The 14769-nt window shown below is 70.8% G+C and carries 14 protein-coding genes; 7 read left to right on the forward strand and 7 right to left on the reverse strand.

The features are described 5' to 3' along the window. Positions 1–284: 284 nt before the first annotated feature. Both FB471_RS13060 and FB471_RS13065 read left to right on the forward strand, forming a co-directional pair. On the forward strand, positions 285–824 hold the full coding sequence (locus FB471_RS13060; RefSeq protein ID WP_246076384.1) for a SigE family RNA polymerase sigma factor: 540 nt from the start codon (positions 285–287) through the stop codon (positions 822–824). Continuing rightward, the gene (locus tag FB471_RS13065) at positions 806–1654 is read left to right on the forward strand and encodes a hypothetical protein (protein WP_141998207.1); all 849 of its coding nucleotides are present in this window, start codon (positions 806–808) and stop codon (positions 1652–1654) included. The genes FB471_RS13060 and FB471_RS13065 overlap by 19 nt, the downstream gene beginning before the upstream one ends. A 144-nt stretch (positions 1655–1798) precedes the next feature. Here FB471_RS13065 and FB471_RS13070 read toward each other — a convergent pair whose 3' ends face one another. Beyond that, positions 1799–2401 (reverse strand): DUF2537 domain-containing protein, encoded by a 603-nt coding sequence (locus FB471_RS13070; RefSeq protein WP_141998209.1) that lies wholly within the window; start codon positions 2399–2401, stop codon positions 1799–1801. A gap of 51 nt (positions 2402–2452) precedes the next feature. Continuing rightward, a complete protein-coding gene (locus tag FB471_RS13075; protein ID WP_141998211.1) occupies positions 2453–3259 on the reverse strand; it encodes a TrmH family RNA methyltransferase in 807 nt (268 codons plus the stop codon). A gap of 225 nt (positions 3260–3484) precedes the next feature. Here FB471_RS13075 and FB471_RS13080 point away from each other — a divergent pair, with 225 nt between their 5' ends. The 4 genes from FB471_RS13080 (at position 3485) to FB471_RS13095 (ending at position 7191) form a co-directional block, all read left to right on the forward strand. After that, on the forward strand, positions 3485–4981 hold the full coding sequence (locus FB471_RS13080) for a glutamate-cysteine ligase family protein (RefSeq protein WP_141998213.1): 1497 nt from the start codon (positions 3485–3487) through the stop codon (positions 4979–4981). 41 nt (positions 4982–5022) lie between these two features. Continuing rightward, positions 5023–5634: a TetR/AcrR family transcriptional regulator gene (locus FB471_RS13085; RefSeq protein WP_141998215.1), complete on the forward strand. Its 612-nt coding sequence runs from the start codon at positions 5023–5025 to the stop codon at positions 5632–5634. A 69-nt stretch (positions 5635–5703) separates the two neighbouring features. Continuing rightward, positions 5704–6393 (forward strand): biliverdin-producing heme oxygenase, encoded by a 690-nt coding sequence (locus tag FB471_RS13090; RefSeq protein WP_141998217.1) that lies wholly within the window; start codon positions 5704–5706, stop codon positions 6391–6393. A gap of 174 nt (positions 6394–6567) precedes the next feature. Further along, entirely contained in the window at positions 6568–7191 is a 624-nt protein-coding gene (locus FB471_RS13095; RefSeq protein ID WP_141998219.1) for a superoxide dismutase, read from the forward strand. Between the two features lie 253 nt (positions 7192–7444). Here FB471_RS13095 and FB471_RS13100 read toward each other — a convergent pair whose 3' ends face one another. The 3 genes from FB471_RS13100 to FB471_RS13110 form a co-directional block, all read right to left on the reverse strand. Continuing rightward, positions 7445–8737 carry an MFS transporter gene (locus FB471_RS13100; protein ID WP_141998221.1) on the reverse strand — a complete coding sequence of 431 codons (1293 nt, stop codon included), beginning with the start codon at positions 8735–8737 and terminating at the stop codon, positions 7445–7447. Positions 8738–8744: 7 nt separating this feature from the next. After that, positions 8745–9176, reverse strand: a complete 432-nt coding sequence (locus FB471_RS13105) for a MarR family winged helix-turn-helix transcriptional regulator (protein ID WP_141998223.1) — start codon at positions 9174–9176, stop codon at positions 8745–8747. A 66-nt stretch (positions 9177–9242) separates the two neighbouring features. Beyond that, the gene (locus tag FB471_RS13110) at positions 9243–10700 is read right to left on the reverse strand and encodes an NCS2 family permease (RefSeq protein WP_141998225.1); all 1458 of its coding nucleotides are present in this window, start codon (positions 10698–10700) and stop codon (positions 9243–9245) included. 49 nt (positions 10701–10749) lie between these two features. Between FB471_RS13110 and FB471_RS13115 the strand changes: the two genes are divergently transcribed. After that, the gene (locus tag FB471_RS13115) at positions 10750–11022 is read left to right on the forward strand and encodes a DUF2530 domain-containing protein (protein WP_246076385.1); all 273 of its coding nucleotides are present in this window, start codon (positions 10750–10752) and stop codon (positions 11020–11022) included. Between the two features lie 96 nt (positions 11023–11118). On the opposite strand, the gene FB471_RS13120 is transcribed toward FB471_RS13115, so the two are convergent. Together FB471_RS13120 and FB471_RS13125 are read right to left on the reverse strand one after the other, a co-directional pair. Continuing rightward, on the reverse strand, positions 11119–13995 hold the full coding sequence (locus FB471_RS13120; protein WP_141998228.1) for a sacsin N-terminal ATP-binding-like domain-containing protein: 2877 nt from the start codon (positions 13993–13995) through the stop codon (positions 11119–11121). Further along, positions 13976–14764, reverse strand: a complete 789-nt coding sequence (locus FB471_RS13125; RefSeq protein WP_141998230.1) for a DUF3027 domain-containing protein — start codon at positions 14762–14764, stop codon at positions 13976–13978. Before FB471_RS13125 ends, FB471_RS13120 begins: the two co-directional genes overlap by 20 nt. Positions 14765–14769: the final 5 nt, after the last annotated feature.

A 14769-nucleotide genomic window follows, 5' to 3' on the forward strand; every position in this document is an offset into this window, starting at 1 on the left:
GCTGGTTGACGCGAGCGCGAGACAGAGCGCCGACACCCCCATTGTGGCTGCTCGGAAACGTTTCATGCCCCCGGTACGCCGGCCAGGACGGCATTGTTGTGGCCTGCGGGACTCAACTTTCCGGGCGGGGCGGGCGTACGGCCACCAGCCGGGCAGGGTTGCGGAGTGTGACGGCAGCCATAATTTCGATCATTCTTCCCAGCGGTCTCAACATCTCGCGGCCCTCGCGCGTAGTAAGTCGAGAGCCACGGATGTGGTGGCCGCACGAAGGAGCAAGGAGCGGGGTGCAGTCACGATCGGCACGGGACCGGGAGTTCGCCGAGTTCTTCGAGCACCGGTTCGACATGGCGTGCCGGTACGCCTATGCCCTGTGCGGCAACCGGGCGGAGAGCGAGGAGATCGCGCAGGCCGCGTTCGTACGGATCTACCCGCGCTGGCCCAAGGTCCGCAAGGCCACCGCGGACGCCTACCTGCGCACGGTGGTGACCAGGTTGTTTCTCGACAACCGGCGCCGCGGTCGGAGCAGGGAACGGGTGATGGCCGAACCGCCGGAGGTGGCGATCGCGGCGGACCTGACCGAGGTCGAGCGGCAACCGCTGCACGCCGCGCTGCTCGATCTGCCACCGCGGCAACGGGCGGTGGTGCTGCTGCGGTTCGGCTACGACCTGTCCCTCGAGCAGGTGGCCAAGGTGCTGGGCTGCTCGGTGGGCACGGTCAAGAGCCAGGCCTCCCGCGGCCTGGATGCGCTGCGGGAGCGCTACCAGGGACTTTTCGGGGAACTCGAGGGGAAGGCGGTGGGTCGGCCATGTTCGACGACGAGCTGAGGGCGTTGCTACGCCGTATCGGCGAGGACCATCGGCCGGCCGCCGCGGCGGAGGAGGAGGTCCTGGACGCGATACTCGCCCGTGGCCGGCGCCGCCTGCGCTACCAGCGTATGGGTGCGGCCGCGGCGGTGATCGCGCTGATCGGCGGGCTCGGCACCGGGGTCGCTGCGCTCCAGCCGGAAGGCTCCGGTACCGCCGAGCGGGTGCCGGCCGCGTCCGGGCTGCAACGCGGTGAGTCCCGGCCAGGGGGGCTACCGGGTTGGGAGCCGGTGGACGACAGCGTGTCCTGCACGCGCCCCGGGGAGTTACCACCGCCGTACAGCGGCATCGAGACCACCGAACCCGGTCTGCACGGACCGGCACTCGCCCCGAAGGTGATCTCCAGCGCGGAGTTTCGCACCCTCGTGCGCCATACCCTGCCGGACACTCACCTCGAACTCCTCGAACTGGAATACGAGAAGTACCCCCCAAGGGGTTCGGTGCTCACGGAGGTGGTACTGGATACGGCACCGGTCGGCACAACGGCCCTGATCGGCATGCGGGCTTCCCGGGCGTACGACGATGCCGCGGCGGAGGCCGATCGTCACCTGGTGTGCGACTCGTGGCGCCTGCGGCTGGCCCCGGACATCGTGCTCCAGCTCCCGCCCCGATCCGCGCCGGCCGACAGACCGGCCTACCAACAGCTCGAGATCTACCGGACCGGCTACCCGACCTACCTGATATGGACGAGTAGCTGGATCGACTCCGAGGACGAACACGGGTCCGTTCCGCCCGCGCTGACCACTGAACAACTCACCGAGCTGGGCAGGAGGCTGGCTACGGCCCGCTAGTACTACAGGGGCTGAGCCCGGCGTGTTGGCCGTCCAGGTAACCGTGTTGGCCGTCCAGGTAACCGAGTTTGCTGTTCGCGTAACCGAGTTGGCGACTCCGGTAACCGGGTTGGCCGTCCACGTGGGCAACTTTCCCCTGTAGTACTAGAGAACGATCGCGAGGACGCCGACCCAGGAGAAGGCGACCCCGGCGGCGGCTCCGAGCACGACCCACCGCACGATCGGCAGCTTGCGGGCGAGCCACAACGACGGCGAGAGGCCCGCGGTCACCATCACCGCCGCACCCAAGGTCAGCCAGTTCGTGGTCTCGGCGGCCAGGGTGCTCGTCAGCGCGAGCATCGCCACCGCCACCACCACACCGACGAACGCGGCGACGATCAGGCCGGTCCCCCACGGCGTGGGCTCGGTGCCCTGCGGATCGCCCCCGAGCAACCGGCGGGCCAGCACGGTCACCCCGCCATTGCGCGGAGGGTGGACGAGCTGCTCGGTCGCGGTCACCGGATCCACGTAGTTCACCGGCTCACCGACGGTGCCCGCGACCCGCGCGGCGAGTTGCCTGCCCCGCTGCGACACCACCGCGGCCGCCTCGTCCTCGGGACCGGTGCCTGCCCGGATGAAGGCTGCCGCGACCCGAGCCCATTCCTGGAGCGCCTCGGTCAGTTCGGCGCCGACCACCCCGTCCGGGTACTCGGTGTCCGCGTCGTATCCGGCCAGCACCACCCGCTCGCCCTGGACCCGCAACTCCACGTGAAGGCCTCCGTTGATCGCCCGACTCCCGGCCACGAGGCATCAATGTACTCACGGAACGCCCATCTCGTAGAAGGCCACGGCCGCGGATGTCGCCACGTTGAGCGAATCGACCCCGGTGGCCATCGGGATGCGGACCGCCAGATCGGCGGCGGCCAGCGCCGCCTCGGACAGCCCGTACCCCTCCGAGCCGAGCAGCAACGCCACCCGCTCCGGTCGCCGGTCGCGCAGCGCGCGCAGCTCGATGGCCTCCGCGCGCGGGGTGAGCGCCGCGATCCGGAACCCCTGCGCACGCAACTGCTCGAGGCCGCACGGCCACGGGTCGAGGGTGCCGAACGGGACCCGCAGCACATGCCCCATCGACACCCGCACGCTGCGCCGGTACAGCGGATCCGAGCACCCGGAGCCGAGCAGCACCCCATCCACGCCCAGCGCCGCCGCGTTGCGGAACAGCGCGCCGAGGTTCTCGTGATCGCCGACCCCCTCCAGCACGGCGAGCGCCCGTGCCCCGGCGGCGATCCCGCTCGCCGGTGGTCTCGGCACCCGGTCGGCGACCGCCAGCACCCCGCGGTTGAGGTGGAAACCGACCACCTCGGCCATGGTCTCCGCGGACGCGACATAGGCGGGCGCCGCCGTTCCGGCAAGATCACCCGCCAGCTCGCGGATGCGGCGTTCTACTCCGAGTAGCGCCCGTACGGGGTACGGCGACTCGAGCAACCGCCGTACCACCACGGTGCCTTCGGCGATCACCAAACCCCTGCCACCGGGCCGGTCCGGACGCCGGTCGGCGGTGGTCAGATCGCGGAAATCCGTCAGCCGCTCGTCGCCGGAGTCGTCGATGAAAACCTCGCGTGCCACCGCCGGAGTGTGTCACCCGCTCCCGCGGGGAGCCCGCGCTACTCCGAACGCGCGGGGCCACCGCGCGGTGCACACGGCACGGTCGCACAAAGTTAGACACCGGTGACGGACGGCACCAGTTTGGCCGCTAGCCGTAGGGGAAAACCCTGTGTCACGGTTGTCCGCCGGCAGTTCCGCGAGAACAAAAGGCGCGTCAGTTATGGCCGAGCAGAACGGGGACACGCCATGGGCAAGGACCTGTTGTCGGATCCGTTCAAGCCACGCGATCGCGGAAAGTACCGGCGTAAGGTACAGCGTTGCCTGGACACCCTGGCACGCATGCTGTCCGACGGCAGTTTTTCCTTTCCCCGCAAGCACATCGGCTTCGAACTAGAACTCAACCTCGTGGACGACACCATGCGGCCCGCGATGAGCAACGCCGCGGTGCTGGAGGCACTGGACGATCCCTCGTTCACCACCGAGCTCAGCCAGCACAACCTCGAGCTGAACGTCCCGCCCCGCCCGCTGGCAGGCGATTCGGCGCTGCGACTGGAAGACGAGCTGCGGGACTACCTGGCAGCCGCCGGCGGTAAGGCGCGGACCGCGGGAGCCTCGGTGGCGATGATCGGGATCCTGCCCACGCTCGTCCGGGAACACTTCGACCAGAAATGGTTGACCAACAATGCCAGATACTCGTTACTGAACGACGAGATTTTCGCGGCGCGCGGTGAGCGGACCGTGCTCTCCATGGAAGGCGCGGGCCTCGCCGGCCAGCAGCCCGAACGATTGCGCAGCTTTGCCGAGTCGATTCTGCCCGAGGCGGCCTGCACCTCGATGCAATTGCACCTGCAGGTGCCGCCGGAAGAGTTCGCCGCACACTGGAACGCGGCCCAGTGCCTGGCGGGCATCCAAGTCGCGCTCGGCGCCAACTCCCCGTTCCTGCTGGGTAAGGCCCTGTGGCACGAGACCCGGATCCCGCTGTTCCTGCAGGCGACCGACACCCGTCCGGAAGAGCTGAAGAACCAGGGTGTGCGGCCACGTGTGTGGTTCGGCGAGCGCTGGATCACCTCGATCTTCGACCTGTTCGAGGAGAACGTCCGCTACTTCCCCGGGCTGCTGCCGGAGACCGACTCCGAGGACCCGATCGAGGCGCTGGAGTCCGGGCTGGCCCCGAAGCTGACCGAGCTACGCCTGCACAACGGCACCGTCTGGCGGTGGAATCGCCCGGTGTACGACGTGGTGGACGGGAAACCGCACCTGCGGGTGGAGAACCGGGTGCTGCCCGCCGGACCGACCGTGCTGGACATGATGGCGAACGCCGCCTTCTTCTACGGCGCCCAGCGGGCCCTGGCCGAAGCCGACCGTCCGGTGTGGACTCAAATGTCCTTCCAGGCCGCGGAGGAGAACCTGTACGCGGGGGCGCGCAACGGGTTCGACGCCCAGCTGTACTGGCCGGGCATCGGTTGGCTCCCGCCGGACGAGTTGGCCCTGCGCGTGCTGCTGCCGCTGGCCTACGAGGGGCTGCGGCGGTCGGAGGTGTCCGAGCAGGCCAGTGCCCGCTATCTCGGGGTGATCGAGCAACGCTGCCTGGCCAAACGCACCGGATCGACCTGGCAGCGGCAGGCGGTGGCGCGGGCACAGGAACGCGGCATCGACCGGGACACCGCACTGGCCGGGATGCTGGCGCGCTACCTGGAGCTCTCCCGATCGGAGCGGCCGGTACACGAGTGGCCGGTGGAGTGAGACCATAGGCGCCTACCTGTTCCCGGTGGGAGGTCTCGCGCATGCCAAAGATCATCGGAGGTTCCCTCGCCGCGCACCGCGAGCAGGTGCGGGCCAGGGTGTTCGAGGCACTGCGCAACCAGCTCTACGAGCGGGGTTTCGACGCGATCACGCTGTCCGGGGTGGCCGCCGAGGCCAAGCTGGGCCGGACCGCGATGTACAACCACTTCCCGGACAAGGAGCACCTGCTGATCGCCTTCGTCGAGGACGAGGCGACCCGGTACGTGGCCAGGCTGACCGAGGCGGTCGCGGCCGCGACGGACCCGATCGGCAAGCTCGAGGCCTTCGTCCGGCTTCAGCTGCGCGCCCTCGCCGACTACCACCTGCCGCCCGGCAACGCGCTCGCCTCCACCCTGGCGCCGAGCGCCTACCGGAAGGTGGCCGCGCACGCGGACCCGATCACCGAGAAGCTGCGCGAGATCGTCACCGCGGGGGTGCGGCAGGGCTGCCTCCCCGGAGAGGATCCGGACCTGCTGGTTCCCATGATCAGCGCGGCACTGGCCAGCCGCGAGGTGGTCGACGTGCCGCCGGAGCAGTTGGACAAGGCGATCGAAGGCGCGGTGCGGTTCGTGCTACGGGCGGTCGGCGCGAACCCCAGCCGGGATCGAATTTAGGGTAGCCTAACCACGAGATCTGCCGTACCCTCTTTCTGACAGGTTGTCATATCGACGGAGGGTGTCCCCATGGCAGCACCGACGGCAGCAACCTCGCCGGACCTCGACGAGTCCACGACGTTCGCCCGGACCCTGCGCGAGTCGACTCGCGAGGTGCATGACCGCGCGCACCACTCCGCCTATATGGACGCGCTGCTGGAAGGCAGGCTGAGCCTGCACGGCTACGCGCAGCTCGCGGCCCAGTACTACTTCATCTACCAGGCGCTGGAGCAGGCCAGCGACGCCATGGCCGACGACCCGGTCGGCGCGCCGTTCGTGATCGACGAACTGCGCAGGATGCCCGCGTTGCGGGCGGACCTGGAGTTCCTGCTCGGTCCGGACTGGGAGGCGCGGCTACACCCGGTCGAGGCGACGAAGACCTACGTGCGGCGAATGCACGCGGTGGCCTTCGACTGGCCGGGCGGCTACGTCGCGCACCACTACACCCGCTACCTCGGCGACCTCGCGGGCGGTCAGGTGGTGCGGTCGCTGCTGCGCAAGACCTACGGGGTGGAGGGTGCGGGCGCGCTGTTCTACGACTTCAGCACACTGGGCAGCCCGAGCGCGTTCCGCGGGCGCTATCGCGAGTTGCTGAACACCGCCGGCTGGGACGCGGCCGAGCGGGAACGCATCATCGCGGAGACACTGACCGCGTTCGAGCTGAACATCGACGTACTCACCGAACTCGCGGAAGCTGTGGTTCCGGCAACATCACGTTGACCTCAACCGGACTCGAACTTGCAGGATCGACACGGAAGCAGGGGCCCGTTTTTCGGGAGGACACAGCGAATTCTTCGCCGTGCCGAAAAGTGTCCCCGGTTCGCCGGGCCACACCGCTGCTACTAGGTTTGGGTAAGACAACAGACTTTGTGTCGAAACTAAAGAGGAGGGCTGATGGCCCGGTACGAGCTTCCGGATCTCGACTACGACTACGGCGCCCTGGCTCCGCACATTTCCGGCGAGATCAACGAGCTGCACCACAGCAAGCACCACGCGACCTACGTCAAGGGTGCCAACGACACGCTCGAGAAGCTTGCCGCGGCCCGCGAGGCCGACGACTTCGGCTCGATCGTCGGGTTGGAGACCACGCTGGCGTTCAATCTCGCCGGGCACGCCAACCACGTGGTGTGGTGGAAGATCCTGTCCCCCAACGGCGGCGACAAGCCGACCGGTGAGCTCGCGGCCGCGATCGACGACGCCTTCGGCTCGTTCGACAAGTTCAAGGCACAGTTCACCGCGGTGTGCACCACGATCCAGGGCAACGGCTGGGGCGCCCTGTCCTGGGACCCGATCGGCAAGACGCTGATCACCCAGCAACTGCGCGACCACCACAACAACCTGGTGCTGCCCACCCAGCCGATCCTGCTGGTGGATGTCTGGGAGCACGCGTTCTACCTGGACTACAAGAACGTGAAGCCGGACTACGTCAAGGCGCTGTGGAACGTCTTCAACTGGGAGGAGATCGGCAAGCGGTTCGAGAACGCCCGCAACGGCGGCAACGGGCTGCTGCTGAGCTGAACACCACGAACGCTCGAGCGGGGCTCTTCCCTCGGGAAGGGCCCCGTTTCCGCGCGCCCGGCACCCGCGGTCGGTGCCGCCGGCCGGAGCACACGTGAACGGGGCCCCGCCGCCGGTCTCCCGGCCGCGGGGCCCCGCCCGTTCCCGAACTGACTGCCGCTCCCACCACGAAGCGGACAAGAATGAGGTTAGCCTAACCTGAATCACGGAAGCAAGGGCGTGGCGGAAGAGAACGCGATCTCACCCGATCGAGTTACCGCTGCCGCCGCGACCGCGCCAGCAGGGCCGCGCAGACCACCGCGGCCAGCACCGAGACGGTCCCGCCGATGAAGAACGGGGAGCGGCCACCGAACACGTCGGCCATCCAGCCCGTCAGCGGACCGCCGATCGGGTTGCCGCCGACCAGCACCAGGACGTACAGCCCCATCACCCGACCGCGCATCTCCGGGCTGACCGAGGTCTGCACCAGGGCGTTGGCCGTGTTCAGGAAGGTGATGGTGGCGAAACCGAGTGGTACGAGGGCGATGCCGAACGCGAGGTAGGTCGGCATGAACGCGGCACCGAACTCGATGGTGCCGAGCGCGCACGCGGAGACCAGCAGCAGGCGCAGCCGGGGACGGCCGCGGGAGCCACGCCGGGCGGACAGCAGCGCGCCGGTGAACGTGCCCGCCGCAAGCAGGGTGGACAGCAGGCCGTAGCCGTCGGCCTTGGTGCCGAACACCTTGGCCGCCACGATCGCCAGCGAGGTGAAGAAGGTGATCCCGAAGGTGCTGACGAAGAACACCAGCACCATCAGGATGCTCAGGTCGCGGCGACCACGCACGTAACGCAGGCCCGCACGTAGCTGGCCCTTGCCGCGGCCGAGCGCGGGGACGCGGAACAGCTTGGCCGGATTCATCATGGCCAACGCGGCGATCACCGCCAGCGTGCTCGCCGCGTTGGCGAGGAACAGCCAGCCGGTGCCCACCCAGATGATCACGTACCCGGCCACGGCCGGGCCGACGATCCTGGCCATGTTGAAGATCGAGGAGTTCAGCGCCACGGCGTTGGCGACCTGGTCCTTGCCGACCATCTCGGCGACGAAGGACTGCCGAGTGGGCACCTCGAGGGCGGCGAGACAGCCGAGCACGAAGCACAGCACGTACACCTGCGGGAGCGTGACCAGCCCGGTCACCTCCAGCAGGCCGAGCACCACGGCCTGCACCCCGGTGCCGGCCTGGATGGCGATGAGCAGCTTCCGCTTGTCCACCCGGTCGGCGAGCACGCCGCCCCACAAGGACAGCAGCAGGATCGGGGTGAACTGCAGCGCGACGGCCAGCCCGAGCGCGATCGGATCGTTCCCGCTGAGGGTGAGCACCAGCCAGTCCTGGGCGATGCGCTGCATCCAGGTGCCGATGTTGGAGATCACCTGGCCGGTGAAGAACAACCGGTAGTTCCGTACCCGCAGCGAGGAGAAAGTGCCCCACCGCGGCCGGGAGCCCGCGGCCGGTTCCCGGGTAGCGGCTAGTCCTGGATCGGCCTGCGCGCTACCCGGTGTACTCGGCATCTGTGTGTTACTGCTCCGCCATTCTGTCGATGATCTCCGCCGCCTCGGCGAGCACGGCGCGTTCCTCGTCGCTCAGTTTGGTGAGCTGCTCGTCCAGCCAGGCCTCGCGCGCCGAGATGGTGGCGTGCACGTGCTCCAGCCCCCGCGCGGACAGCGCGACGATCGCCTGCCTGCCGTCGGTCGGATGGGCGTTGCGCTCGACGTAGCCCAGCCCCTCCAGTGCGCTGATCACCCTGGTCATCGAGGGCGGTCGGACACCCTCCTTGCCCGCGAGCTGCCCCGGGGTGAGCGCCCCGCATTTGTGCAGCGTGGACAGGGCCGAGAGCTGGGTGAGCGAGACGTCCTCGTCGGTACGCTGCGCCCGTAACCTGCGGTTGAGGCGCACCACGGCCAGCCGCAGCCGGCTGGCCAGCGATCGCTCAGGCACGCGTTCCGACATATCGTTAGCATACCTTACGATCTGAGCCTCATCCGGGTGAATCTGGCCACCCGGTGTCCGTGCCGATCAGCCGAGCGCGGCCTCGATCGGCCCGATGCCGAAGTAGACCACGAAGGCGGCGGCCACGATCCACAGCAGCGGGTGCACCTGGCGCGCCTTGCCGGTGGCCGCGCGCAGCAGCACGAAGCTGACGAAGCCCGCACCGATCCCGTTGGCGATGGAGAAGGTGAACGGCATGACCACGATGGTCAGGAAGGCCGGGAGTGCCATCGAGAAGTCCCGGAAGTCGATCTCGGCGACCTGCCGGATCATCAGCGCGCCGACCACCACCAGCGCGGGCGCGGCCGCCTCGATCGGCACCACCTCGTACAGCGGGGTGAGGAACATCGCGGCCAGGAACAGCAGGCCGGTGACCAGGTTGGCGAGGCCGGTTCGCGCGCCTTCGGCGATGCCGGAAGCGGACTCCACGAAGACCGTGTTCGAGCTGGACGAGGCCGCGCCGCCGGCCACCGCGCCGAGACCGTCCACGAACAGCGCCTTACCCACCCTCGGCAGCTTGCCGTCCCTGCCGATCAGGTTGGCCTCCTTGCCGAGCCCGGTCATGGTGCCGATGGTGTCGAAGAAGTCGGTGAGCACCAGGGTGAACACCAGCAGGGCCGCGGTGATCGCAGGTACCTGCGCCCAGGCGTCGAAGGACACCTCGCCGACCAGGGAGAGGTCCGGGACACTCACGACGTCCTCGGGCAGCGCGGGGTAGGCGAGGTTCCAGCCCTTGGGGTTCACCCCCTGCGAGGGTCCGGCCTCGACAATCGCCTCCACCACGATGGACAGCACCGTCCCGGCGAGCACGCCGAGCAGGATCGCGCCCTTGACGTTCCTGGCGACCAGGATGCCGGTGATGATCAAGCCGACCACGAACACCGCTGTCGGCCAGGAGGCGATCGAGCCGTCGATACCGAGCCCGACCGGGACCGTGGTGTCCGCCGCGTCCGGGATCCGGCGCACGAAACCGGCGTCGACCAGGCCGATCAGGCAGATGAACAGGCCGATCCCCGCCGCGATGGCCGCCTTGAGTTGCGGCGGCACCGCGTTGAACACCATCGTGCGCACCCCGGTGACCACCAGTAGCAGCACGACCAGCCCGTTCACCGCGACCAGCCCCATCGCCGCGGGCCAACTCATCTGCGGCGCGATGGTCACCGCCACCAGCGCGTTGATGCCGAGCCCCGCGGCCATCGCGAACGGGTAGTTGGCGACGAGGCCGAACAGGATGGTCATCACCCCGGCGACCAGCGCGGTCACCGCGGCCACCTGGCCCACCGGCAGGATGTCGCCGAAGGCATCGGTCTTGGCCCCGGTGTCCTCGGCCGAGAAGCTGCCCAGGATGAGCGGATTCAGCACGATGATGTAGGCCATCGTGACGAAGGTGACCAGCCCCCCGCGGATCTCCGTGCCTGGCGTCGAGCCACGTTCGCTGATCTTGAAAAACCGGTCCAGAGTCGCCGGTACCGTCCTGCGTGCCATCGTCACCTGCCGGGAATGCGTGTTCCGTGCCGCGGGTAGCCTTCCTCAGGTGGAGGAACCGAGCAACGATGCCGGGGGCACGGGCGGGTTGTCCGCGCCGCCGGAGCTGCCGACACGGCTGCTCGAGCTGTGGCCGGTGGTCGTGGTGGGCACCGGACTGTGGCTGGCCGCGTTCCTCGTGTTGCTGCTGACCGGGCAGGACGGCGTGTGGTTGTGGACCACCCTGGCCGGGTGGGTACTCGGGCTGATCGGCTTCGGGGTCATGGCCTGGCAGCGCGTCGCCGCCCGGCGCGGCGCCCGGGGAGCGCAGCGGGGTCTCTGACGCACGCGAACGGCAAACTCGTGCGCGTGGCGGGCAAACTCGTGCACGTGGGGAGCAAACTCGTGCGCGTGGGGAGCAAACACGCCGCGAGCACGGTCAGGTGAGCAGGGTGGTGGCCGTGGGGTCGTCCAGCAGGGCGGCGAGCAGGTGCCGGTCCGGCCAGCGGTCGGCGGCCCAGGCCAGCGCGTTGGCCAGGCCCGCCGAGCTGTCCTCCGCATGCGGGTGCTCGGCGCACCACCAGGTCACCTCGTGCGGCTGCCCTTCGACGGTGACGGTCAGCCGGTCGTGCACCACCACCCCGCCCGCGGGAAGCTCGAGAGCCAGCAGCTCGGCGGCGAGTCGCACCGCGCCCAGCTCGGCCCAGTCCACGTACTCGCCGTCCGCGGGTGGCACGGCCGCCACGCACTCGCTCGCGGCCGGCAGGTCCAGCAGCTCGGCCAGCCTGCCTGCGCGGTCCCAGCCGGGCACCGCGACCAGCCGCCGCGCGGGCAGCACCGCGGCGAGCCACGGCCGGTCCAGCACCATGGCCCGCTCCGCGTCGGCCACCGCGCCCTCCAGGGTGCGCACCCGCTCGGGTGGGTCGAGCTCGGGCAGCGGCAGCTCCGCGTCGGCCAGCGCGGCATGCGCGCGGGCGGCGGGCCCCGGTGCCACCGCGCGCTCCGGATCACCGAGCCGGTCCAGCAACTCGGCCGCGTCCGCCGCATCGGCGATGACCAGTTCGGCCAGCACCCCGGCCGCCCGCAGCAGGTCGGCGCGCACCCCGAGGTCGGGCACCGGGTCGTACAGCCCGGCCAGCGCGGTGGCCTCGGGCAGCCGCCACTGCGCGGGGGCCCGCCCGGCCAGCAGCGCGTACCGGGCGATCCACCAGCCGGTATGCCCGCCCGGCTCGGTCAGCGCCCGCCAGGTATCCGGGCTCGCGGCGAGCAGCCGCAAGGCGGCCGGCCAGGCGTCGTCGGCGACCAGATCGAGGTCGCGCACGGCATGCACCCGGCAGGGGGCGACCGCGTCCCACCAGTCAGCCTCCTCGGGCAGGTCGTGCTCGGGGCCGGCCGGTTCCTCGTCGGTGAGCACGGTGAAGGAGTCGAGTACCCCGACGCCGGCGAGCACCTCGGCAGGCCAGCGGCCGGCGAACTCCGCGTCCAGCACCTCCAGCGGCGCGTCCGGGCCGAGTGCCTCCGGGTCCAGCACCTCCAGCAGCTCGGCTCCGGGCAGCACCAGCTCCTCGGCCCGCCGCCAACCCGATTCGCCCGGCAGGGCCAGCCCGGCGAGCCCGCCCGCGGCCCCGGGGCCGGACTCGGAAACCAGGCGCAGTAGCACCTCGGCCAGTGGTCCGGTGTCCATTCCGGACAGCGCGTCGGCGAGGCTGCGCTCGACCGCCTCGCGCAGCTCCGGCGCGGCGAGCAGGTCGGCGGGACCCGCCTTCCGCGCGCCCAGCCGCTCCAGCAGCGGGTGCGCGGCCTCCGGGTGCACCACGCGCAGCCCGACGATGTCCACTTCGGACAGCAGGCCCGGCAGCCCGGTACCGGTGTCGGCAAGCAGCGCCCCGCGCGGGCCCGGCAGGGTGCGCCCGTCCACCAGTGGAACCGGCAGCGCGCCCAGTTCGTCCAGCGCGAGCCGCCCACCGTCCACCGCGGCCAGCAGCGCCCCGTAGAGCCGGTACCACCAGCCCACCGGCCGCGCGATCCCGGTGACGGCCTCGATCAGCTCGGCGGTGCCGACCGGGGTGGCGCCCACCCGCGCGGCCACCCTGGCCCGCGGATGGCCGCACAGCGGAGCGGCCACCAGGCCGGGCAACACCTCCGCCAGCGGCTCGACCAGGTCGGGAGCGTCGGCCTCGAGCAGCCTGGCCCGCCCACCGGGTAGATCCGGCCCACCGGAGGCGGCGGGCAGCCACGGATCGGCACGCAGTGCCGCGCGCACCAGCTCGCGCACGGACTCATCTACTTCGGACAGCGGGAAGCCCGCGGCGGGGACCAGCGCGAGCCGGTGCTCCGGCGCGACCGCGCGCACCAGCTCGGGATAGCCTCGCGCGGCGGACTCCAGCACCGCGGTAGCCGCCTCGCCGGGCAGCACCCTGCGGCGGGAGGGCTCGATCGGCAGGGTCGCGATCAGCCTTGCGGGCAGGGACAGCCGCTCGTCGGTGGGGGTGGGCGCGTGCAGCACATCGGCCTCCAGCGGCCGTGGCACACCCGCCTCGTCCACCGGGAGCGCCCAGCGGGCGGCCGCACCCGGCACGGCGTGGGTCAGCCAGCGCAGCGTGGTGCCGTCCGGCCCGGTCAGCTCGAGCAGGCCCGCACCGAAGTCGGTGCGCCGCCACTCCTTGCCTTCCACCTCGATCGCGCCGAGCCAGGGCAGGGCCAGCAGCAGCTCGGGTACCTCGGCGGCGAGCCGGTCCACCAGCCCCGCCGTGTCCACCCCCTCGGCCAGCGGCAGCCGCACCTCGGTGTCGAAGCCCTCCGGTGGGGGCGGCTCCCCTGGCGGCAGCGGCCAGGGGAGCCGCAGTACCGGGACGGCCCCATCAGCGCCGGTGGCCGCCACGGTTCGGGCCGCGGAGAAGGCGACCCCGCCGTCGCGGGAGACCACCCGGGGTTCGGTGCAGACCGCGAGCACGGCGGCGAACCCCACGCCGAACCGGCCGACCGTGCGGCCCTCGGGCTTCGCCGAGGCCCGCAGGGAGGCCAGCGCGGCGACCCCGGCGGCATCCAGCGGGGCGCCGGTGTTGGCCACCCGCAGCTCGCGCCCGGCGAGCGTGACCCGCAGCCTCCCCGGGGTCCCCGCCAGTGCCGCGGCGTCCGCGGCGTTCTGCGCGAGCTCGACGAGCAGCCGGTCGCGGTAGCCGCCGACGCGCAGGTCGTGCTCGGCGTTGGTGTCCTCGGTGAACCGGGTCGGCGAGTCCCGCCAGGCCCGCAGTACCGAGGAGCGCAGCCCGTCGATCCCGAAGGACTCGGCGGGTTCAGCGGCCCGCGGATGCACTCGGCGCCTCGGTCAGTGGCGCGGAGTCCAGCAGGGAGTCGTCGTAGACCAGCTCGGCCACCGGCACCGAGGAGGCGGAGTCGACCCGCACCTCGGAATGCGCCCCGCAGCCGTACTCGACGTGCACCACATGCCCGTCCGCGGGCGCGATCTCGTTGCCGCACACTCCGAAGGCCGCGCTCAGCGAGCCGGCGAGGGAAAGGTAGAACCCGCAGGTGCCGCAGACGTCCGGCGCGCTGCGCGCCATATCGGAGCGCGGCCCGAACTCGCTCGCGCGCCACCGGCTCGCGGCCTCCTGCCTGCCGTACCTGGACAGCACCCGCTTGCGACCGAGGCCGATCTCGGTAACGACCTCCTCGACCTCCGGGTCGTCGGAGTCCAGGTAGGCGGGCACCAACCGCAGGTCGTCCTCCTCGGTGGGGAAGATGTCGCCGACCCCGAGGTCACCGGCCCGCACCCGGCGTTCCCACGGCACCCACCGTGGCGCGACCAGCGCGTCCGGCCCCGGCCGCAGCACCACCTCGCTGACCGTCACCGGCTCCTCCCTGCCCGCCGTGGCCACGGTGACCGACCACCGCCAGCCCCGGTAGCCGGGCAGGGTGGCCTCGAAGAGATGGCTGACCGAGACCGCGTCCTCCCGTTCGACGCCGACGTGCCCGCCGACCTGCTCGGTATCGGTATCGGCCACCGCCGCCTCCCTGGCGAGCTCCACCGCGCCCGCCAGAGCGTCCTGGATCGCACCGTCGTCGGCAGTCAGCAGCAGGGTCATGCCCC

Origin of the sequence: Amycolatopsis cihanbeyliensis (assembly GCF_006715045.1) — a bacterium.
In the GTDB taxonomy this organism is placed as follows: domain Bacteria; phylum Actinomycetota; class Actinomycetes; order Mycobacteriales; family Pseudonocardiaceae; genus Amycolatopsis; species Amycolatopsis cihanbeyliensis.